Source organism: Streptomyces sp. RGM 3693, from assembly GCF_050471125.1.
GTDB lineage: Bacteria > Actinomycetota > Actinomycetes > Streptomycetales > Streptomycetaceae > Streptomyces.
Genome location: NZ_JBMPPQ010000004.1, coordinates 360952 through 382296 on the forward strand (window position 1 = coordinate 360952; position 21345 = coordinate 382296).

The window sequence follows — 21345 nt, forward strand, 5'->3', positions numbered from 1 at the left end:
GCATGAAATCCGCGCTGGAGAAGAACAGTTCGGTCGTGCCGGCGCTGCTGTCCACAGAGAACGATGACGGGACGTTCGTGCTGGTCACGCTGCAGATCCGGTGGGACCTCGGCCCAGTGGTGAGCGTCTGGCTGCCCGCCCGGGGGCGCACCGCGCAGAACCTCGCACTGCGTCCCGACGTTGTCTTCAACCTGCCGCCCCAGGGGACAGCGGCAGAGGAAGGGACGGGCGGCGGCCCCGAGGGGGAGGTGCCGTGGACGGAGCCCTCCGAGCTGGTCCGGCCGCCCCGACTGACGCACTGCCCGGTGCAGTTGGAGGCCCGTCGGGTCGGCGAGCGGACGATGACCGACGGCGCCTGGACCCAGATCGAGGCGCAGGTGCTGCGGGTGCACGCGGACCCGCGCTGGGTACTACCGCTGGGCGACGGCACCCTCGACGCGTCGGCCTGGCGCGCGCCGGTGCACGACTTCCGACCGCCGGCCGCTCCCCCGCCACCGGCCGTACCCGCGCCCGCCCGGGAACTCGCCCGGCAGTTGGGACGGCGCTTCCCCGCCCAGCGGGACTGCTAGGAGGGCCGGTCCGCGGGCCCGGAAAGACAGTGCGGCGCCTGCCCTCCGGTCGGGGGAGGGGACAGGCGCCGCTGTACGGGGGCCGGGCTCTCACCCGGTCCCCGTGCCTCCGTACGACGCTGTACGGGACATCAGGGGGCGGACGTTCACACCGTCAGGGCGCGGTCCGTCGGCTTGATCGGGGCCGGCAGGGCGCTGGCTCCGGTGAGGAAGCGGTCCACACCGCGGGCGGCGGACCGGCCCTCGGCGATGGCCCACACGATCAGCGACTGGCCGCGGCCGGCGTCCCCGGCGACGTAGACGCCGGGCACGTTGGTGGCGAAGTCCGCGTCGCGGGCGACGTTGCCGCGCGCGTCCAGCTCCAGCCCGAACTGCTCGACCAGGCCGTTCTGCTGGTCGGTGCCGGTGAACCCCATCGCGAGGGTGACCAGCTGGGCCGGGATCTTCCGCTCGGTGCCCGGCTTCTGCTCCAGCTTGCCGTCCTTGAACTCCACCTCGATCAGGTGCAGCCACTGGACGTTGCCGTCCTCGTCGCCCTCGAAGTGGGTGGTGGAGACGGAGTAGACCCGCTCGCCGCCCTCCTCGTGCGCGGAGGTGACCTTGTAGAGCATCGGGAAGGTCGGCCAGGGCTGGCCCGGGTTCCGCTCCTCGCCCGGCTTGGGCATGATCTCCAGCTGGGTCACCGAGAGGGCGCCCTGGCGGTGGGCGGTGCCGACGCAGTCCGCGCCGGTGTCGCCGCCGCCGATGACGACCACGTGCTTGCCCTCGGCGGTGATCGGGGCGACGGTCAGGTCGCCCTCCTGGACCTTGTTGGCGAGCGGCAGGTACTCCATCGCGAAGTGGACGCCGTTCAGCTCGCGGCCGGGCACCGGCAGATCGCGGGAGGTGGTGGCGCCGGCGGCGATGACCACGGCGTCGTAGCGCTTGCGCAGCTTCTTGGCGTCGATGTCCCGGCCGATCTCCACCTCCGTGCGGAACTTGGTGCCCTCCGCGCGCATCTGCTCGATGCGGCGGTTGATGTGCCGCTTCTCCATCTTGAACTCGGGGATGCCGTAGCGGAGCAGGCCGCCGATGCGGTCCGCGCGCTCGTACACCGCCACCGTGTGGCCGGCGCGGGTCAGCTGCTGGGCGGCGGCCAGACCGGCCGGGCCGGAGCCGATGACGGCGACCGTCTTGCCGGAGAGCCGCTCGGGCGCCTGCGGGGTGACGTCACCGTTGTCCCACGCCTGGTCGATGATCGAGACCTCGACGTTCTTGATGGAGACCGGCTGCTGGTTGATGCCCAGCACACAGGCCGCCTCGCAGGGCGCGGGGCACAGTCGACCGGTGAACTCCGGGAAGTTGTTGGTCGCGTGCAGGCGCTCGCTGGCCGCGGTCCAGTCCTCGCGGTAGGCGTAGTCGTTCCACTCGGGGATGAGGTTTCCGAGCGGACAGCCGTTGTGGCAGAACGGGATGCCGCAGTCCATGCAGCGCGACGCCTGCTTGGTGATGATCGGCAGCAGGGAGCCGGGCTGGTAGACCTCGTTCCAGTCCTTGACGCGCTCCGCGACGGGGCGGGTCTTGGCGTGCTCGCGCTCGTGGGTCAGGAAGCCCTTGGGGTCAGCCATTGGTCGCCGCCTCCATCATCTTCTCGTCGGTCTCGGACTCGGAGAGCCCGGCCTGCTCGGCGGCTTCCTTGGCGGCGAGCACTGCCTGGTACGTGGGCGGGATGACCTTGCTGAAGCGCGCGGCCGCGGCATCCCAATCAGCGAGGAGCTTCTCGGCCACGGTGGAGCCGGTCTCCTCCTGGTGGCGGCGCACCACGTCGTGCAGCCACTGCTTGTCGTTCGCGTCCAACGGGGCGACCGCGTCGGCCAGTTCCTTGTTGACGTTGGCCGGGTCCAGGTCGATGACGTAGGCGTAGCCGCCGGACATGCCGGCCGCGAAGTTACGGCCGGTCCGGCCCAGGACCACCGCGTTGCCGCCGGTCATGTACTCGCAGCCGTGGTCGCCGACGCCCTCGGAGACCACCGTGGCACCGGAGTTGCGGACGCAGAACCGCTCACCGACCCGGCCGCGCAGGAACAACTCGCCGCCGGTGGCGCCGTAGGCGAGGGTGTTGCCGGCGATGGTGGAGTACTCGGCGAGGTGGTCGGCGCCGCGGTCCGGGCGGACGATGATCCGGCCGCCGGACAGGCCCTTGCCGACGTAGTCGTTGGCGTCGCCCTCCAGGCGGAGGGTGATGCCGCGCGGCAGGAACGCGCCGAACGACTGGCCGGCCGAGCCGGTGAAGGTGAGGTCGATGGTGTCGTCGGGCAGACCCGCGCCGCCGAACTTCTTGGTGACCTCGTGGCCGAGCATGGTGCCGACGGTCCGGTTGATGTTGCGGATCGCGACCTGGGCGCGGACCGGCTGGGCGGCCTCGGCGGTGTCCGCGGCCAGCGCGTCGGCGGCAAGCCTGATCAGCTCGTTGTCCAGCGCCTTCGCCAGGCCGTGGTCCTGGACGGTGACCTGGTGACGGACCGCGCCCTCGGCCAGGTCGGGGACGTGCAGCAGCGGGGCGAGGTCCAGGCCCTGGGCCTTCCAGTGGTCCACCGCCCGGGCGACGTTGAGGACCTCGGCGTGACCGATGGCCTCGTCCAGGGTGCGGAAGCCCAGCTCGGCGAGGAGCTCGCGGACCTCCTCGGCGATGAACTCGAAGAAGTTGACGACGAACTCGGCCTTGCCGCTGAACCGCTCGCGCAGCACCGGGTTCTGGGTGGCGATGCCGACCGGGCAGGTGTCCAGGTGGCAGACGCGCATCATCACGCAGCCGGAGACCACCAGCGGGGCGGTGGCGAAGCCGAACTCCTCGGCGCCCAGCAGGGCGGCGATGACCACGTCACGGCCGGTCTTGAGCTGACCGTCGGTCTGCACCACAATCCGGTCCCGCAGGCCGTTGAGCAGCAGGGTCTGCTGGGTCTCGGCCAGACCCAGCTCCCAGGGGCCGCCCGCGTGCTTGAGGGAGGTGAGCGGGGAGGCGCCCGTACCGCCGTCGTGGCCGGAGATCAGGACCACGTCCGCGTGCGCCTTGGAGACGCCCGCGGCGACCGTGCCGACGCCGACCTCGGAGACCAGCTTCACGTGGATGCGGGCGGCCGGGTTGGCGTTCTTCAGGTCGTGGATGAGCTGGGCGAGGTCCTCGATGGAGTAGATGTCGTGGTGCGGCGGCGGCGAGATCAGGCCGACGCCCGGGGTGGAGTGCCGGGTCTTGGCGACCCACGGGTAGACCTTGTGGCCGGGCAGCTGGCCGCCCTCGCCGGGCTTGGCGCCCTGGGCCATCTTGATCTGGATGTCGTCGGCGTTGACCAGGTACTCGGAGGTCACACCGAAGCGGCCGGACGCCACCTGCTTGATGCTGGAGCGGCGCGCCGGGTCGTACAGGCGGTCCGGGTCCTCACCGCCCTCGCCGGTGTTGGACTTGGCCCCGAGCTGGTTCATGGCGATGGCGAGGGTCTCGTGGGCCTCGCGGGAGATCGAGCCGTAGGACATCGCGCCGGTGGAGAACCTCTTGACGATCTCGGAAACCGGCTCGACCTCGTCCAGGGAGATGGCCTGGCGGCCGGAGGCGAAGGAGAACAGACCGCGCAGCGTCATCAGCCGCTCCGCCTGCTCATTCACCCGTTCGGTGTACTGCTTGAAGATGTCGTAGCGGCGCGCACGGGTGGAGTGCTGGAGCCGAAAGACGGTGTCCGGGTCGAAGAGGTGCGGTTCGCCCTCGCGGCGCCACTGGTACTCGCCGCCGATCTCCAGGGCGCGGTGGGTGGCGGCGATGCCGGAGACCGGGTACGCCTTGGCGTGCCGGGCCGCGACCTCCTGGGCGATGACGTCCAGACCGGCGCCGCCGATCTTGGTGGTGGTGCCGTGGAAGTACTTCGCGACGAATTCCTCGTCCAGGCCGATCGCCTCGAAGACCTGCGCGCCGCGGTAGGAGGCGACGGTGGAGATGCCCATCTTGGACATCACCTTCAGGACGCCCTTGCCGAGCGCCTTGATCAGGTTCTTCAGGGCGGTGTCGGTCTCCATGCCGGGCAGGAAGGTGCCGGCCCGGACCAGGTCCTCGACGGACTCCATCGCCAGGTACGGGTTGACCGCGGCGGCGCCGAAGCCGATCAGCAGCGCGACGTGGTGCACCTCGCGGACGTCGCCGGCCTCGACCAGCAGCCCGACCTGGGTGCGGGTCTTGGTGGCGATGAGGTGGTGGTGGACCGCGGCGGTCAGCAGCAGCGACGGGATCGGCGCGTGCTCGGCGTCCGAGTGGCGGTCGGAGAGCACGACCAGCCGGGCACCGTCGGCGATGGCGGCGTCGGCCTCGGCGCAGATCTCCTCGATCCGGGCGGCCAGCGACGCGCCGCCGCCGGAGACCCGGTAGAGACCGGAGAGGGTCACGGCCTTCATGCCGGGCATGTCGCCGTCGGCGTTGATGTGGACGAGCTTGGCCAGTTCGTCGTTGTCGATGACCGGGAACGGCAGGGTCACGCTGCGGCAGGAGCTCGCGGTGGGCGTGAGGAGGTTGCCCTGGGGGCCGAGGGACGAGATCAGGGAGGTGACCAGCTCCTCCCGGATGGCGTCCAGCGGCGGGTTGGTGACCTGCGCGAACAGCTGGGTGAAGTAGTCGAAGAGCAGCCGGGGGCGCTCGGACAGCGCGGCGATCGGCGAGTCGGTGCCCATCGAGCCGATCGGCTCGGCGCCGGCCTTGGCCATCGGGGCGAGGATGACCCGGAGCTCTTCCTCGGTGTAGCCGAAGGTCTGCTGGCGGCGGGTGACCGAGGCGTGGGTGTGCACGATGTGCTCGCGCTCGGGGAGGTCGGCCAGGTCGATCAGGCCGGCGTCCAGCCACTCCTGGTAGGGGTGCTCGGCGGCGAGCTGCGCCTTGACCTCGTCGTCCTCGATGATGCGGTGCTCGGCGGTGTCGACGAGGAACATCCGGCCGGGCTGGAGGCGGCCCTTGCGGACGACCTTGGACGGGTCGATGTCCAGGACGCCGACCTCGGAGGAGAGCACGACCAGGCCGTCGTCGGTGACCCAGTAGCGGCCCGGGCGCAGACCGTTGCGGTCCAGGACCGCGCCGACCTGGACACCATCGGTGAAGGTGACGCAGGCCGGGCCGTCCCAGGGCTCCATCATCGTGGAGTGGTACTGGTAGAAGGCCCGCCGGGCCGGGTCCATGGCGGGGGCGTTCTCCCACGCCTCGGGGACCATCATCAGCACCGCGTGCGGCAGCGAGCGCCCGCCGAGGTGGAGCAGCTCCAGGACCTCGTCGAAGGAGGCGGAGTCGGAGGCGTCCGGGGTGCAGACCGGGAAGAGCCGCGCGAGGTCCTCGAACCCCTCGCCGCCGAGCAGCTGCGAGGCCAGCTGGGACTCGCGGGCGCGCATCCAGTTGCGGTTGCCCTTGACCGTGTTGATCTCGCCGTTGTGCGCGACGAAGCGGTACGGGTGCGCGAGCGGCCAGCTCGGGAAGGTGTTGGTGGAGAACCGCGAGTGGACCAGGGCGATGGCGGTGGCGAACCGGCGGTCGGACAGGTCCGGGAAGAAGGGCTCCAGCTGGCCGGTGGTCAGCATGCCCTTGTAGACGAGGGTGCGGGCGGACAGCGAGGGGAAGTAGACCCCGGCCTCCCGCTCGGCGCGCTTGCGGAGCGCGAACGCCTTGCGGTCCAGCGCCAGCCCGGTGTTCTTCTGGTCAGCGACGAACAGCTGGGAGAAGGCCGGCATGGTGGCGCGGGCGCCGTTGCCCAGGAGCTGCGGGGCGACCGGGACGACCCGCCAGCCGAGGACCGTGAGGCCCTCCTCGCCGGCGATCGTCTCGATCGTCGAGACGGCCTGGGCCGCTTCGTGGGCGTCGGACGGCAGGAAGGCGATGCCGACGGCGTAGGAGCCGGCCTCGGGGAGCTCGAAGGTGACGTTCTCGCGCAGGAACGCGTCCGGGACCTGGAGCAGGATGCCCGCACCGTCGCCCGAGTCGGGCTCGGAGCCGGTGGCACCGCGGTGCTCCAGGTTCGTCAGCACGGTCAGCGCCTGTTCGACCAGGGCGTGACTGGCCTCGCCGGTGAGCGTGGCCACGAAGCCGACGCCGCAGGCGTCGTGCTCGTTGCGCGGGTCGTACATGCCCTGCTGGGCGGGGCGGCCGTCCATAGGCGACCAAGCGGCGGCGGCGCTGCTGGTGGTCGCGGAGTGCGTGGACGCGAAGCGCATCGGCTCTCCCAACGTCGTCGTGGCATAGACATTGCCGAGGGACGACGTTGGCCCTCCGCGAAATTTCGTGCAGGTTACAGGATGGCTCGCTTCTCAAAAAGCGAAAGACGCCTTCCAACATGCGGACACCGCGCCGGCGGTGAGACGGAATTCCTGAGAATTACGGACGGAAACTGGCCGCCCTCTGCGGCGGCGTTCGGCGAGCGACATTGCCCGCGACGCCAGGGCCTTATGCCCGGTCGTCAACAAACCGAAACCGCTGAGTAACGCGGCCATGATGCGGTCGCCCGATTGGGACGTCAACCCATCACCGTCCCGAACAGCGCACCGAGGGCGTACGTCACACCCGCCGCGGCGCCGCCCAGAGCCAGCTGACGCAGTCCGCTGAACCACCACGAACGCGCCGTCACACGCGCCACCACCGCACCGCAACCGAAGAGTCCGAGCAGCGCCAACAGCACCGCCGGCCAGAGCACACTTCCCCCCAACAGGTAAGGAAGAAGAGGCAGAAGCGCGCCCAGCGCAAAGGATCCGAAGGAAGAAACCGCCGCAACCATCGGAGAAGGAAGGTCCGACGGATCAATGCCCAATTCCTCGCGGGCATGGATTTCCAGCGCCTGCTCGGGGTCGCGGGAGAGCTGTTCGGCGACCTGCCGGGCGAGCTCCGGCTCCACCCCGCGGGACTCGTAGAGGGCCGCCAGCTCCGCCTGCTCGTCCTGCGGGTGCTTGCGCAGTTGGGCCCGCTCGACGTCCAGCTCCGCGACCACCAGCTCACGCTGCGAAGCCACCGAGGTGTACTCCCCCGCGGCCATCGAGAACGCCCCGGCCGCCAGCCCCGCCAGACCGGTGATCACGATCGTCTGCTGCGACACCGCACCGCCGGCCACACCCGTCATCAGGGCGAGGTTGGACACCAGGCCGTCCATCGCGCCGAAGACGGCGGGGCGCAGCCAGCCACCGTTCACATCGCGGTGGGTGTGGTTGTCGCGGTGCGCCACGTGCGTCGGTGCGGCCGCGTCCATGATCTCCATGACCGACATATCTGGACCTGCTCCCTGCTCTGCGAGGCGTGGGCCGACGGCGGCACTTCCCCCTCCAACACCTCGAAGCTATGCGCGAATTACCCTCCTCCGCTAGCAAGGAAGGCCGAACTTACCTCGCTGACCTGCGGTTTTATCGAAACGACGCCCTTGTGATCCGGATCACAAGGGATTCTCGTGGCCTCCCGGCGCCGCCCGGGACGGTCGACCGGGTGACCCTGCCGCCCCGGACAGGACAGCCGGCCCGCCGCGGGGGACGGATACCGCGCCGGGACGGCCGCGCGCGGACCCCGCCGCCCACCCCGGCACCACCGGCCCCCGCGAAAGGACGCCCCGCAGATGACGGACGCCACCACCGCCACCACGACGCCCCCGGCCCCGGAACCGCCGGCCCTGGCACGGCCCCTGACCCCGCACGACAACGGCCCGGAACCCGGACCGGCCGCCCCACCGCCCGAGGTCGCCCCCCTGGAGGACCGGGCGACCGGTGCGCTCGTCGGGGCCGCGGTCGGCGACGCCCTCGGCGGTCCGGCCGAGGGCCTGACGCCGGAACAGATCGTGGCCCGGCACGGCGGCCGGATCGAGGGCATCGTCGGGCCGTTCCACACGGACTGGCGCACCGCCAGACCCCTCACGCCGTACCACAAGGGCGACGGCCACATCACCGACGACACCCTGATGACCCACGCACTGGTCCGCGTCTACGAGACGGTCCGCGACCACCTCGACGCCTACGACATCGCCGACCACCTCGTCCCGGACCTGATCGGCACCCCCCGCTGGATCCCCGAACTGGAGGCCGAGGCGCTGCCGTTGCAACGGATCTTCCTCGCCGAGAAGTGGATCGTGGCGCGGCTGCACTACGGTCACGCCGATCCGCGCGAGGCCGGCGTCGGAAACATCGTCAACTCCGGTGCGGCGATGTACATGACGCCGGTAGGCATCGTCAACGCCGGTGATCCGGACCGGGCTTACGCCGAGGCACTGGACATCTCCGCTGCCCACCAGTCGTCTTACGGGCGCGAGGCGGCCGGAGTGTTCGCCGCCGCGGTGGCCGCCGCGTTCCTGCCGGACGCCACCCCGACCTCGGTCGCCGGACATGCACTGCGACTGGCGAAGGACGGCACCCGGGCCGCGATCGAAGCGGTCTGCGACGTCGCCGCGCCGCACACCGACTACGAGTCCGCCCTCGTCCCGCTGCGGGCCGCGGTCGCCCCGTTCGACACCGTCGGCCCGGACCACCGCCAACCGTCACTGGGCGCCCGCCGGCCCTCCCGACTGCACGCCGTCGAGGAACTGCCCATCGCGCTGGGCATGCTGCTGGTCGCCGACGGTGACTACCGGGCCACCGTGCTCGGCGCGGTCAACTACGGGCGCGACTGCGCCGCCACCGCCACGATGGCCGGTGCGCTCGCCGGCGCCCTCACCGGCGCGGCGGCGGTGCCCGCCGCATGGCACACCGAGGTCGCCCGGGCGAGCCGGCTCGACCTGCACGCCCCGGCCGCCGCACTGGCCGCCGTGACCCGCGAGGTGTTCGCCCGCGATCAGGCCCGCCACCTGCGCCACGAGCAGGCGTTCGGCACCATCGCGACGCGGACCACGATGTCCGAGGCCAGCGGGCGGTGACGGCACGGCGGCGCACGTCCGGGGGCGCGGCGGGGGCGGCAGGAACGACGGAGCGCCGGGCGGTCCCGGTGTGAGCGGGTCCGCCCGGCGCTCCGGTCGGGTGGTGGGCCGGCGGTGGCGTCAGGACGTGGCGCCGCCCGGGCCTCCGGCGGCCTGGGCGGAGCCGGACGCGGAGGCGTCGGTACGCTCGGCGCCGTCCGCGTCCCCGCCGTCCTTCTTCCGGCCCTTCTTCCCGTCGGCCCCGTCCGACGCGCCATCGGCGTCCTCGGCCCCCTCGACGGTCTTGGAGCCCTTGGCGCTCTCCGTACCCGTGGCGCTCTCCGCGCCCTTGGTGTCGTCCTGGGAGCCCTCGGCGAGCTGCCACTCCGGCTCGACGATCTCCTCGCGGCCCGGAGCCTTCTTCGCGGAGACGATCATGTAGATGACGGCCAGGACGAAGACGACCAGCGAGGTCCAGTCGTTCAGCCGCAGGCCGAGGATGTGGTGCGCCTCGTCGACGCGCATGTACTCGATCCAGGCACGGCCCGCGCAGTAGGCGGCGACGTAGAGCGCGAAGACCCGGCCGTGGCCGAGGCGGAAGCGCTTGTCCGCCCAGATCACCAGCGCCGCGACGCCCAGGCACCACAGGGACTCGTAGAGGAAGGTCGGGTGGTAGGTGCCGCCGATGCGGCCGATGGCCGGGTCCGGGTCGATCTTCAGCGCCCACGGGAGGTCAGTCGGCTTGCCGTACAGCTCCTGGTTGAACCAGTTGCCCCAGCGGCCGATCGCCTGCCCGATCGCGAGACCCGGCGCCAGCGCGTCGGCGTAGGCCGGCATCGGGATGCCCCGGCGGCGACAGCCGATCCAGGCACCGAGCGCACCCAGCGCGACCGCGCCCCAGATGCCGAGGCCACCCTGCCAGACCTTGAAGGCGTCGAGCGGGTGGCCGTTCTTGCCGAAGTACGGCTCGTACGTCGTGATGACGTGGTAGAGGCGCCCGCCGACCAGGCCGAAGGGCACCGCCCACACGGCGATGTCGGCGACGGTGCCGGAGCGGCCACCGCGCTGCACCCAGCGCCGGTTGCCGAGCCAGACGCCGACGAATACGCCGATGATGATGCAGAACGCGTAGCCACGCAGCGGGATCGGGCCGAGATAGACGACACCGGTCGACGGGCTGGGAATGAATGCGAGGTCCATGGCAGGACCGACGCTACCGCGCCGGGCCGGGTTGACGACAACCCGCCCGGCAACGGCTGCGTAACGACCCCGCCGGCCCGGCGGCCCGTACCGCCGCCGGACGGATCAGCCCTGACTGGGCGACTGCTTGCCCTTGTTGGCGGCGAGGACCAGCTTCTTGAGCTCGGCGGGGGTGACCTGGCCGCCCTTGACCTGGGCGAGGTCCTTGCCGTTCAGCAGGACGGTCGGGGTACCGCGGAACCCGCCGCTGGCGAAGGCCGCGTTGGACTTGCGCACGAAACCGTCGTACCGCCCCTTCTGGACACACTTGGTGAACGCGTCCGACACCAGGCCGTTGACCTTCCCGGCCAACTGGATCAGATACTTCTTGTCGCTGAAGCGGTCCTGCTGCTCGGGCGGCTGGTGGGAGTAGAGGACGTCGTGGTACTCGCGGAACTTCCCGGCGTCCTGGGCGCACAGGGCGGCGTTGGCGGCGGTCAACGAGCCGGTGCCGCCGGCGTTGCCGTCGATGAGGGTGGCGAGGTGGTACTCGGTCTTGAGCTGGCCGGAGTCCTGGAGCTCGTGGATCACCGGGCGGAAGCCGGTCTCGAACTGCTGGCAGGCCGGGCAGCGGAAGTCCTCCCAGACGACGAGGGTGGAGCGGGCACCGGCCGCGCCCACCGGGACGGCGGGTTTGTCGCCGTCGCTGGCCTGCTTGGGGAGGGCGAAGGCGGTGTCGGTGGTGCTGCCGGATCCGCCGCCGGAGGACACCCACACGGCGACCCCGCCGGCTACTGCGAGCGCCGCCACCACCGCGCCGCCGACGACGGCCTGGCGGATCCGCCGGACGCGCGTCTTCTCCTTGGTGCGCTGTGCCTGCAGCCGCTCGCGGGCGCTGCTGATTCCGTCATGGCTCTGGCCGTCATGGTTCTTCTGGTTCACGCCCGGAGACAACGAGGCGGAGGGGTGCGGCCGCACCCCTCCGCTCCGAGGTTCGCTCCATCGGGCGAACAGCCCGGGTCAGTCCCGGGGCGCGCCGCCCCGGCGCACGCCTTCGCCCAGTTGGCCGGCGAGGGTGCGGACCGCGGCCAGTCCGGCGTCAAGGTCGTCGTCCGCCGCCAGCAGGCACTTGACGAACGCCGAGCCGACGATCACACCGTCGGCGAACCGGGCCACCTCGCTGGCCTGCGCGGGGTTGGAGACCCCGAGCCCGACGCAGACCGGCAGTTCGGTCGTGGCGCGGGTGCGGGCCACCAGGTCCTCGGCCTCCCGGCCGACGGACTCGCGGGTGCCGGTGACGCCCATGAGGGAGGCGGCGTAGACGAAGCCGCTGCCGGCGGCGGTGATCTTGGCTAGTCGCTCGTCCCGGCTGCTCGGCGCGACCACGAAGACGGTGGCCAGGCCGTGCTGCTCGGCGGCCTTCCGCCAGACCTCGGACTCCTCGACCGGGAGGTCCGGCAGGATGCAGCCGGCGCCGCCCGCCTCGGCGAGGTCGGCGGCGAACCGCTCGACGCCGTAGCGGTCGACCGGGTTCCAGTACGTCATGCAGAGCACCGGCGCCCCGGTGGCGGCGTGCACCTCGCGGACCGTGCGGAGCACGTCGACGATCTTGATGCCGGCGCGCAGTGCGATGTCGTCGGCGGTCTGGATCACCGGGCCGTCCAGGACCGGGTCGCTGTGCGGCAGCCCGACCTCGACGATGTCGCAGCCGCCGTCCAGCATCTCGGTCATCGCCCGGATGCCGCCCTCGACGGTGGGGAAGCCGGCCGGGAGGTAGCCGACCAGCGCGGCCCGGTCCTCCGCGCGGGCCTGTGCCAGGACGGACGTCAGTAGTTCGATGTTGCCCGCCATCACTTGTCCCCCTCGTCGGTCCGGCTGTCGTTGTCGTAGAGCCCGAAGTAGCGGGCGGCGGTGTCCATGTCCTTGTCGCCGCGCCCGGAGAGGTTCACCAGCAGCAGGCTGTCGGGGCCCAGCTCCCGGCCGACCTCCAGGGCACCGGCCAGCGCGTGGGCGCTCTCGATGGCCGGGATGATGCCCTCGGTCCGCGACAGCAGCCGCAGAGCCTGCATCGCCGCGTCGTCGGTCACCGCGCGGTACTCGGCGCGGCCGACGTCCTTGAGGTAGGCGTGCTCGGGGCCGATGCCCGGGTAGTCCAGACCGGCCGAGATCGAGTACGGCTCGGTGATCTGGCCGTCCTCGTCCTGGAGGACGTAGGAGCGGGAGCCGTGCAGGATGCCGGGGGTGCCCTCGGTGAGGGTGGCGGCGTGCTCGCCGGTCTCGATGCCGTGGCCGCCCGGCTCGCAACCGATCAGGCGGACGTCGGTATCGGGCAGGAAGGCGTGGAAGAGGCCGATGGCGTTGGAGCCGCCGCCGACGCAGGCGAGGGCGGCGTCCGGCAGCCGGCCGGCGCGCTGGAGGATCTGGCGACGGGCCTCGACCCCGATGACCCGGTGGAAGTCGCGGACCAGGGCCGGGAAGGGGTGCGGGCCGGCGACCGTGCCGAAGAGGTAGTGGGTGCGGTCGACGTTGGCGACCCAGTCGCGGAACGCCTCGTTGATGGCGTCCTTGAGGGTGCGGCTGCCGGACTTCACCGCGATGACCTCGGCGCCGAGCATCCGCATCCGGGCCACGTTGAGGGCCTGCCGCTGGGTGTCGATCTCGCCCATGTAGATGGTGCATTCGAGGCCGAAGAGGGCGCAGGCGGTGGCGGTGGCGACGCCGTGCTGGCCGGCGCCGGTCTCGGCGATGACCCGGGTCTTGCCCATACGCTTGGTGAGCAGCGCCTGGCCCAGCACATTGTTGATCTTGTGCGAGCCGGTGTGGTTGAGGTCCTCGCGCTTGAGGAACACCCGGGCCCCGCCGGCGTGTTCGGCGAACCGCGACACCTCGGTGAGGGCGCTGGGCCGCCCGGTGTAGTTGACCATCAGGTCGTCGAGCTCGGCGGCGAAGGCCGGGTCCGTCTTGGCCTTCTCGTACTCGGCGGCGACCTCGTCCACCGCGGCGACCAGCGCCTCGGGGATGAACTTGCCACCGAAGGCGCCGAAGTAGCCCTCGGCGCTGGGCACTTGACCTTCCAGATCGGGAAGGAAGAAACGGGAACTGTCGGAGGACATCTGAGCACTCCTCGACCGGGGCGTACCGCCCCGGAGGTCCGGTATGTCGGGATGACGTGACGACTGCTGCGCGCAGTGGTGCGCCGTCGCTACGGGGACGGACGCGTCAGCGCGCGGTCCCCGAACGCCATCGCATCCCGTTGATCTGACCCGGTTCGGAGCCGATGTGGTACCGGACCCGGCGCCCCCGGACCCGCCGGGCGGGGGCCCGGCAGCCGCGGTGCCACGAGGGCAGCGCGGAGCACTTGGCCTCGGGGCGGCGGGGAACGGCGGTCATGTCGGTGTGCCTACGTCCTTCGGTGGTCCGCGCTCAGTCCCGGCCGTGCCGGATCGCCGGGTGGGAACCCGCCGCGACCAGGTCCGCGACCGCGGTCTTGGGGTCCTTGCCGGTGACCAGCGACTCGCCCACCAGGACGGCGTCGGCACCGTCGTTGGCGTACGCGATCAGGTCGTGCGGGCCGCGCACACCGGACTCGGCGACCTTGACGATGTGGTCGGGGACCTCCGGGGCGACCCGGGTGAAGGTGCCCCGGTCGACCTCCAGGGTCTTGAGGTTGCGGGCGTTGATCCCGATGATCCGGGCGCCGGCGTCCACCGCGCGGGCGACCTCTTCCTCGTCGTGCGCCTCGACCAACGGCGTCAGCCCGATCGACTCGGCCCGCTCGATCAGCGAGACCAGTGCCTCCTGCTCCAGGGCGGCGACGATCAGCAGCGCGAGGTCGGCGCCGTAGGCCCGGGCCTCCCACAGCTGGTAGGCGGTGACGATGAAGTCCTTGCGCAGGACCGGGATGTCGACCTTGGCGCGGACCGCCTCCAGGTCGGCGAGCGAGCCGCCGAACCGGCGCTGCTCGGTGAGCACGGAGATCACCGCGGCGCCGCCCGCCTCGTAGTCGGCGGCCAGGCCCGCGGGGTCGGCGATCGCGGCCAGCGCACCCTTGGAGGGGCTGGAGCGCTTGACCTCGCAGATCACCTGGACGCCCTCGCCCCTCAGGGCGGCGACACCGTCCTTGGCGGGGCGCGCCTTGCGGGCCCGCTCCTTGAGCTCGTCGAGGCTGACGCGCGCCTGCCGCTCGGCGAGGTCGGCGCGGACTCCTTCGATGATCTCATCGAGCACGCTCACGCGAGCGGCCTCCTTCTTGAACGGTGGAGGTGGACAGTGACCCTGTGGGACAGAACACTGTCCCCGTCGGTTCTCCGATGGTATCCGCCAGCGGGGAAAGGTCCCGCATCCGGTTGACTCCGGTCCCACAACCTGGACATCTCCGGGATTCGCGGCGGTTTGCGCCGGGGCTGGTGCCGGGGCCCCGGCGTGGTGCGGATCACGGGCGCAGTCCGGCGCCGAAGGGGAGGTTGCGGACGACCGTGAAGGCCAGCAGCAGCCCGCCCAGCGCCCACCAGTGGGCCGGCCGGGGCCGTGGGCCCGCGGTGGGCAGGCCGCGGGCCGCCCGGGTCAGCCAGACCAGCCAGAACAGCGCGAACGCGGCGTAGCCGGCCACCGCGGGGGCGTTGGCGCCCAGCGCCGTGACGAGGTCGCCGTGCGCGACGGCGTGCGCGCTGCGCAGCCCGCCGCAGGCCGGACAGAGCAGACCGGTGAGGTGCAGCAGGGGGCAGACCGGGTAGTGGCCCGGTTCGCCCGGGTCGACGGCGCCGACCCAGGTGAAGGCGGCGGCCACCGCCGCCAGGGTGCCGACCGGCGCCGCGAGGCGGCGCAGCGGACGACCGGGCCGGGAACCGTCCGGCCGTAGCGGGACCACGGGATCGCTCACGGTGCCGATGGTGCTACCGGAAGCGGGAAGGCGCAGCTTCTCGGCCGCCGTACGGGGCGCGGGCCGTACGGGGCGGGAAGCAGCGCCTTCGGGTTCCTGCCGAGCGGGGCTCAGCCCTCCTGCGGCTGGGCCTGGGCCTGCGGGACGGGCTTGGCGGAGCGCTTGGGCTCCTGGCCGAGGCCGGCCGCGCGCATCACGCCACCCACGACGGCACCGGCGCCGATCAGCACCATGCCCGCCCAGAAGCCGGCCACGTTGGCCATCACCATGAAGACACCGGCCACACAGAAGCCGATGAACGCGATGATGACGCCGGTCCAGGCGGCGGGGGTGTGTCCGTGGCCACTGCTCGACATGGAGTACTCCTCGTTGCTCTGTCGCGCCGGGGTCCGGGCGCGGGAATGTCGTCGTCCATTGTCACCGATGCCGGGCGGAACCCTTTTACCGGGTGGGGTCCTCGCCCCGGTCCAGGGACTTCCAGATCTCCTCGGGACGGTCCAGGTCCGGCGCCGCCGGGGCGCGGCGCGGGCCGCGGGCGCCGCCGGGGGTGCGCTCGTACCGGCCCGACATCGCGGGCCAGGAGCGGCCGAACACCAGGGCCAGCACCCCGGCGAGGAGCAGCAGCAGACCGCCGGCGGCGGCCACCCAGGGCCAGACAGTGTGGGTGACGTGATGCACATCGGCGCCGGCCAGGCCGACCGCATCGGCGGCCTTCTCGCGCAGCGCCGAGGTGTCGGCGTTGCCGAGCGCGGCGGCGGCGGTGACACCCAGCCCGCTGAGGGCCAGCAGCGCGGCGACCACGATCCGGCCGACCCGGCGGACCGCGAAGACGGCGACCAGGGCGGCCAGGCCGACCACCGCCAGCGCACCGGGCACCCCGGTCACGTCGGCGCCGGTCACGGTGCGCGGCAGCTCGCCCTGGGCGAGCACCGCGGTGCCCTGGGCCCAGGTGCGGCCGGAGGCCAGCAGCGCCAGGCTCGCGCCGGCGGCGCCGAGCAACAGCGCCAGGGCGAGGGAGCGCTTGGCGCTGCGCGCGGGCCGGGCCGGGGTCGCGGCCGGCTCGGCGTCGGTACGGGGCTGGGGTACGGCACTCACGCGTACCACTATCGCCCACCGGCCCGGGTGAGCCGGCGGGCGGGGGTGCAACGGATCATTTCCCCAGGTGGTTGGCGGTGTGGACGGCGCGGAGGACGGCCGCGGCCTTGTTGCGGCACTCGGTGTCCTCGGCGACCGGGTCGGAGTCGGCGACGATTCCGGCGCCGGCCTGGACGTACGCGGTGCCGTCCCGCAGCAGGGCGGTGCGGATGGCGATGGCGGTGTCGGAGTCGCCGGCGAAGTCCAGGTAGCCCACGCAGCCGCCGTAGAGGCCGCGCCGGGTCGGCTCCAGCTCCTCGATGATCTGCAGGGCGCGCGGCTTGGGTGCGCCGGAGAGGGTGCCGGCGGGGAAGCAGGCGGTGAGCACGTCGAAGGCGGTGTGGTCGGCGGCGACCGTGCCGGTGACCGTGGAGACGATGTGCATGACGTGGCTGTAGCGCTCGACGGACATGAAGTCGACCACCTCGACGCTGCCCGGCTCGCAGACCCGGCCCAGGTCGTTGCGGCCCAGGTCCACCAGCATCAGGTGCTCGGCGCGCTCCTTGGGGTCGGCCATCAGCTCGTCGGCGAGCGCCTGGTCCTCCTGGACGGTCGCGCCGCGCGGGCGGGTGCCGGCGATCGGGTGCACCGTGGCCCGGCCGCCCTCGACCTTGACCAGCGCCTCGGGGCTGGAGCCGACCACGTCGAAGGTGCGGCCGTCCTCGCCCTCGAAGCGGAAGAGGTACATGTAGGGGCTGGGGTTGGTGGCCCGCAGCACCCGGTAGACGTCCAGGGCGCTGGCCGTGCAGGGGGTTTCGAACCGCTGTGAGGGCACCACCTGGAACGCCTCGCCGGCCCGGATGCGCTCCTTGACGTCCTCGACGGCGGCCATGAACGCCTCGCCGCCCCACTTGCCGGTGTACGGGGGCACGGCGGACGGCGGGAGCGCGGCGGCGCTCGCGGGCGCGGGGCGGGCCAGGTCGTCGGCCATGGCGTCCAGGCGGGCCACCGCGTCCGCGTACGCCTCGTCGACGCCGGTCTCCAGGTCGTTGTGGTTGATCGCGTTGGCGATCAGCAGGACCGTGCCGCTCCAGTGGTCCAGGACCGCGAGGTCGGAGGTGAGCAGCATGGTCAGCTCGGGCAGACCGAGGTCGTCGGTGGTGTGTGCGCCGACCTTCTCCAGGCGGCGCACGATGTCGTAGCCGAGGTAGCCGACCATGCCGCCGGTGAACGGGGGCAGCCCCTCGCCCCGGGGAGTGTGCAGGGTCTCGACGGTGGCGCGCAGCGCGGCGAGGGGGTCGCCGTCGGTGGGGACGCCGACCGGTGGGGTGCCGAGCCAGTGCGCCTGCCCGTCGCGGGTGGTGAGCGTCGCGGCGCTGCGGACGCCGATGAACGAGTACCGCGACCACGTACGGCCGTTCTCGGCGGATTCGAGGAGGAAGGTGCCGGGGCGCTCGGCGGTGAGCTTGCGGTAGAGGCCGACCGGGGTGTCGCCGTCCGCCAGGAGGCGCCGGGTGACGGGGATGACCCGTCGGTCCTTGGCGAGCGTGCGGAAGGTGTCGAGGTCCGGTGCAGCGGTGCCGGTGGTTCCCGTGGTCATGGCAGCGGAGCCTACTGGTCGGCGGCGGGGGCGCTGGCCAGTACGTCGGCGTCGAAGCAGGTGCGGGCTCCGGTGTGGCAGGCGGCGCCGACCTGGTCGACCTTGACCAGGACGGTGTCGGCGTCGCAGTCCAGGGCGACGGACTTGACGTACTGGAAGTGACCGGAGGTGTCGCCCTTGACCCAGTATTCCTGGCGGCTGCGGGACCAGTACGTGCAGCGGCCGGTGGTGAGGGTGCGGTGCAGCGCCTCGTCGTCCATCCAGCCGAGCATCAGCACCTCGCCGGTGTCGTACTGCTGGGCGACGGCCGGGAAGAGGCCGTCGGCGCCGCGCTTGAGGCGGGCGGCGATGGCGGGATCCAGGGTGGGTGTGGCGGGGGAAGCGGGGGGGGGAGTGGTGGGGGAAGCGGGGGCGGGAGTGGTGGGGGAAGCCGGGGCGGGGGTGGTGGAGCGGGGGTCGGTGACGTGGCTGCTGGTCATGGGGCCATTGTGCCGTGCGGCATCCTGCTGGGATGGATCAGCAGCCCCCGGACGCTGGCGCCGGCTCCACCGGAGCGACTGGCGCCGCGCCCTCTGCTGCGCCGCCGCCGGACCCGGACCGGACGGCGAAGGTCGCGGTGCTGGTGCTGGCGGCGGTGTTCGTGGCGGCGCTGGTGGCCGCCGTGGTGGTGGCGGTGGTCGTGCTGCGGTACTGACGGCGCAGCGCACTGATCGGGGTCCGCGCCGTGGCAGGGTACGCGGGGCGGTCGTAGGCTGGCCGTATGTCGACCCATGCGAAGCGTGAACGGCTCCTTCTGGCCGACTTGTTGGAGAGCGCGGGCCCCGAGGCGCCGACGCTGTGCGACGACTGGACGACGCGGGACCTGGCCGCGCACGTGGTGGTGCGCGAGCGGCGTGCCGACGCGTCCGCGGGGATCGTGGTCAAGCCGCTGGCGGCGCGGCTGTCGCGGGTGCAGGCGGAGTTCGCGGCGAAGCCCTACGAGGAGCTGATCGAGCTGATCCGGAGCGGACCGCCGAGGATGTCGCCGTTCGCACTCAAGCAGATCGACGAGGCGTCGAACACCGTCGAGTTCTACGTGCACGCCGAGGACGTACGGCGGGCCCAGCCGGACTGGGCGCGGCGCGAGCTGGACCCGGTCTTCGAGGACGCGCTGTGGGCGCGGCTGGAGCGGGCGGCCCGGGTGCTGGGCCGGAAGGCGCCGGTGGGGGTGGTGCTGCGGCGGCCGGACGGCCAGACCGCGGTGGCCCATCGGGGCACCCCGGTGGTGACGGTCACCGGTGAGCCGGGCGAGCTGACGATGTTCGCCTTCGGCCGGCTGGAGGCCGCGGACGTGCAGCTGGACGGGGACGAGGACGCCGTGGCGAAGCTGCGGGAGGCGCAGCTCGGGGTCTGACCGGGGCGTGCCGGGGGGTGTCCCCCGGCGTGCCGCTCCTCCTCAGGACGCGCCGCCCGCCAGGTGCTCCCGCAGGATGCGGTCCAGTTCGCGGGCGGCGCGCGGCGGTGAGACGTCGCCGCGGTGCGCGACGGAGACCACGCGGTGCATGCCGGGGGTGGCGAACGGGGTGATGCGCAGGCCGGAGCGTTCGGCGACCATGCTGGGGACGACGGCGATGCCGAGCCCGGCCCGGACGAAGCCGAGGACCGCGTCCATTTCGCCGCCCTCGACGGTGAAGGTCGGTTCGAAGCCGGCCGCGCGGCAGGCGGCGGTGGTGAACTCCCGCAGGTCGTAGCCGCGGCGGAACATCGCGAGGGGGCGGCCGCGGAGGTCCTCGACGCGGATCCGGGTGCGCCGGCCGGTCACCGGTGCCGGGCGGCCGGGGGCGGAGACCACCACCAGTTCCTCGCGCAGCAGCTCCGCGGTGGCCAGCGCCGGGGCCTGGCCGGGCAGCGGCGTGATGATCAGCGCCAGGTCGAGTTCGCCGTCGGCCAGGGCCCGGACGAGGTCCTGGGAGCCGTCCTCGGTGACGATCAGGTCGACGCCCGGGTAGGTGGCGTGGAAGGCGCTCAGCACGTCGGGGACGAGGCTGGCGCAGAGGCTGGGCGGGGCGCCGAGGCGGAGCCGGCCGCGGCGCAGCTGGGCGACCTCCTGGACCTCGCGACGGGCGGTCTCGGTGTCGGCGAGGATCCGGCGGGCCAGCGGCAGCAGGGTCTCGCCGGCGTCGGTGAGGGTGATGTGGCCGCGGGCGCGGTGGAAGAGTTCGGCGCCCAACTCCCGTTCCAGGGCGCGGATCTGCTGGGAGAGGGAGGGTTGGGCGACGTGTTCGCGTTCGGCGGCGCGGGTGAAGTGGCGGGTGTCGGCCACGGCCGTGAAGTAGCGGAGCTGTTGCAGCTGCATAAGGGGAATATAAGGCAGCGATAGGGCCAGCCTATGGAGATCAGCTGGACCATGTCTTGGACTGATGACGAACGCGTCCCTACCGTCGGGACGCATGGCACTGGCAACACGGACGGACCCACAGCCTCCGCACAAGAACCGCGCGCGACGGCGCCCCGTGGGGGGTGGCGGTCGGGCGACGGGTGGGCGCACGCTCTGGGACTCCACCGTCGGCAAGAAGGCAGTGATGGCCGTCAGCGGCCTGATCATGCTCGGCTATCTCGTCGTCCACATGTTCGGCAACCTGAAGATCTTCTTCGGGCCCGGCGCCTTCAACGGGTACGCGCACTGGCTGCGCACCCTCGGCGAGCCGTTCATGCACTACGAGTGGACGCTCTGGGTGGTCCGCGTGGTCCTGGTGGCCGCCGTGGTCGCGCACGCCACCGCCGCGTACCAGCTCAGCCGCCGCGACATCAAGGCCCGCCCGACCAAGTACGTGCACAAGAAGCCCCGGGCGAGCTACGCGACCCGCACCATGCGGTGGGGCGGGATCATCCTCGGCCTGTTCATCGTCTGGCACGTCCTGGACCTGACCACCGGCACCGTGCACACCGGCGGCTTCCAGCCGGGCCACCCCTACCAGAACGTCGTGGACACCTTCTCCACCTGGTACGGCAACGTCATCTACCTCGTGGCGATGCTCGCACTGGGCCTGCACGTCCGGCACGGCTTCTGGAGCGCCGCACAGACCCTCGGCGCCGGCAGCCGGAACCGCGACCGCCTCCTTTCGACCCTGGCCAACCTGCTCGCGCTGGTGCTGACCGTGGGCTTCATCGCCGTCCCCGTCGGCGTCATGACCGGATTGGTGCGCTGAC

Annotated in this window: 20 protein-coding genes; 5 read left to right on the forward strand and 15 right to left on the reverse strand. The window is 72.3% G+C overall.

The features are described 5' to 3' along the window. Positions 1 to 2: 2 nt before the first annotated feature. Positions 3 to 569 (forward strand): hypothetical protein, encoded by a 567-nt coding sequence (locus tag ACO0M4_RS37780; RefSeq protein ID WP_430375664.1) that lies wholly within the window; start codon positions 3 to 5, stop codon positions 567 to 569. Between the two features lie 146 nt (positions 570 to 715). Here the strand turns inward: ACO0M4_RS37780 and ACO0M4_RS37785 are convergent, their stop codons facing one another. From ACO0M4_RS37785 to ACO0M4_RS37795, 3 genes are all read right to left on the reverse strand, one after another. Then, positions 716 to 2176: a glutamate synthase subunit beta gene (locus ACO0M4_RS37785; protein WP_430375665.1), complete on the reverse strand. Its 1461-nt coding sequence runs from the start codon at positions 2174 to 2176 to the stop codon at positions 716 to 718. Further along, complete coding sequence (gene gltB, locus ACO0M4_RS37790) at positions 2169 to 6779, reverse strand: glutamate synthase large subunit (protein ID WP_430375666.1); 4611 nt, start codon at positions 6777 to 6779, stop codon at positions 2169 to 2171. Before gltB ends, ACO0M4_RS37785 begins: the two co-directional genes overlap by 8 nt. Positions 6780 to 7078: 299 nt before the next feature. Next, a complete protein-coding gene (locus ACO0M4_RS37795) occupies positions 7079 to 7810 on the reverse strand; it encodes a VIT1/CCC1 transporter family protein (protein ID WP_430376047.1) in 732 nt (243 codons plus the stop codon). 348 nt (positions 7811 to 8158) lie between these two features. Here ACO0M4_RS37795 and ACO0M4_RS37800 point away from each other — a divergent pair, with 348 nt between their 5' ends. Continuing rightward, the gene (locus ACO0M4_RS37800) at positions 8159 to 9445 is read left to right on the forward strand and encodes an ADP-ribosylglycohydrolase family protein (RefSeq protein ID WP_430375667.1); all 1287 of its coding nucleotides are present in this window, start codon (positions 8159 to 8161) and stop codon (positions 9443 to 9445) included. A 120-nt stretch (positions 9446 to 9565) separates the two neighbouring features. On the opposite strand, the gene lgt is transcribed toward ACO0M4_RS37800, so the two are convergent. From lgt to hisI, 11 genes are all read right to left on the reverse strand, one after another. After that, positions 9566 to 10624, reverse strand: a complete 1059-nt coding sequence (gene lgt, locus ACO0M4_RS37805; RefSeq protein ID WP_430375668.1) for a prolipoprotein diacylglyceryl transferase — start codon at positions 10622 to 10624, stop codon at positions 9566 to 9568. Positions 10625 to 10729: 105 nt separating this feature from the next. Next, positions 10730 to 11545 carry a DsbA family protein gene (locus ACO0M4_RS37810; protein WP_430375669.1) on the reverse strand — a complete coding sequence of 272 codons (816 nt, stop codon included), beginning with the start codon at positions 11543 to 11545 and terminating at the stop codon, positions 10730 to 10732. 78 nt (positions 11546 to 11623) lie between these two features. Beyond that, on the reverse strand, positions 11624 to 12454 hold the full coding sequence (gene trpA / locus ACO0M4_RS37815) for a tryptophan synthase subunit alpha (RefSeq protein WP_430375670.1): 831 nt from the start codon (positions 12452 to 12454) through the stop codon (positions 11624 to 11626). Next, positions 12454 to 13716, reverse strand: a complete 1263-nt coding sequence (gene trpB, locus ACO0M4_RS37820; protein ID WP_430375671.1) for a tryptophan synthase subunit beta — start codon at positions 13714 to 13716, stop codon at positions 12454 to 12456. The genes trpA and trpB overlap by 1 nt, the downstream gene beginning before the upstream one ends. Before the next feature lie 106 nt (positions 13717 to 13822). Then, positions 13823 to 13993, reverse strand: coding sequence for a tryptophan biosynthesis modulator TrpM (trpM, locus tag ACO0M4_RS37825; protein WP_430375672.1), 171 nt, complete (start codon positions 13991 to 13993; stop codon positions 13823 to 13825). Between the two features lie 33 nt (positions 13994 to 14026). Beyond that, a complete protein-coding gene (gene trpC / locus ACO0M4_RS37830) occupies positions 14027 to 14836 on the reverse strand; it encodes an indole-3-glycerol phosphate synthase TrpC (protein WP_430375673.1) in 810 nt (269 codons plus the stop codon). 199 nt (positions 14837 to 15035) lie between these two features. After that, the gene (locus tag ACO0M4_RS37835) at positions 15036 to 15482 is read right to left on the reverse strand and encodes a DUF2752 domain-containing protein (RefSeq protein WP_430375674.1); all 447 of its coding nucleotides are present in this window, start codon (positions 15480 to 15482) and stop codon (positions 15036 to 15038) included. Between the two features lie 110 nt (positions 15483 to 15592). Continuing rightward, on the reverse strand, positions 15593 to 15838 hold the full coding sequence (locus ACO0M4_RS37840; protein WP_430375675.1) for an HGxxPAAW family protein: 246 nt from the start codon (positions 15836 to 15838) through the stop codon (positions 15593 to 15595). 85 nt (positions 15839 to 15923) lie between these two features. After that, positions 15924 to 16577 (reverse strand): TIGR02234 family membrane protein, encoded by a 654-nt coding sequence (locus ACO0M4_RS37845; protein ID WP_430375676.1) that lies wholly within the window; start codon positions 16575 to 16577, stop codon positions 15924 to 15926. 55 nt (positions 16578 to 16632) lie between these two features. Continuing rightward, a complete protein-coding gene (locus ACO0M4_RS37850; protein WP_430375677.1) occupies positions 16633 to 18156 on the reverse strand; it encodes an anthranilate synthase component I in 1524 nt (507 codons plus the stop codon). Positions 18157 to 18167: 11 nt separating this feature from the next. After that, the gene (hisI, locus tag ACO0M4_RS37855; RefSeq protein WP_430375678.1) at positions 18168 to 18635 is read right to left on the reverse strand and encodes a phosphoribosyl-AMP cyclohydrolase; all 468 of its coding nucleotides are present in this window, start codon (positions 18633 to 18635) and stop codon (positions 18168 to 18170) included. A gap of 32 nt (positions 18636 to 18667) precedes the next feature. On the opposite strand from hisI, the gene ACO0M4_RS37860 reads away from it, so the two are divergent. Continuing rightward, the gene (locus tag ACO0M4_RS37860; protein WP_430375679.1) at positions 18668 to 18850 is read left to right on the forward strand and encodes a hypothetical protein; all 183 of its coding nucleotides are present in this window, start codon (positions 18668 to 18670) and stop codon (positions 18848 to 18850) included. A gap of 66 nt (positions 18851 to 18916) precedes the next feature. Next, entirely contained in the window at positions 18917 to 19549 is a 633-nt protein-coding gene (locus tag ACO0M4_RS37865; RefSeq protein WP_430375680.1) for a TIGR03085 family metal-binding protein, read from the forward strand. Positions 19550 to 19591: 42 nt separating this feature from the next. On the opposite strand, the gene ACO0M4_RS37870 is transcribed toward ACO0M4_RS37865, so the two are convergent. Continuing rightward, entirely contained in the window at positions 19592 to 20491 is a 900-nt protein-coding gene (locus ACO0M4_RS37870) for a LysR family transcriptional regulator (RefSeq protein WP_430375681.1), read from the reverse strand. A 94-nt stretch (positions 20492 to 20585) separates the two neighbouring features. On the opposite strand from ACO0M4_RS37870, the gene ACO0M4_RS37875 reads away from it, so the two are divergent. Beyond that, on the forward strand, positions 20586 to 21344 hold the full coding sequence (locus ACO0M4_RS37875; protein WP_430375682.1) for a succinate dehydrogenase: 759 nt from the start codon (positions 20586 to 20588) through the stop codon (positions 21342 to 21344). Position 21345: the final 1 nt, after the last annotated feature.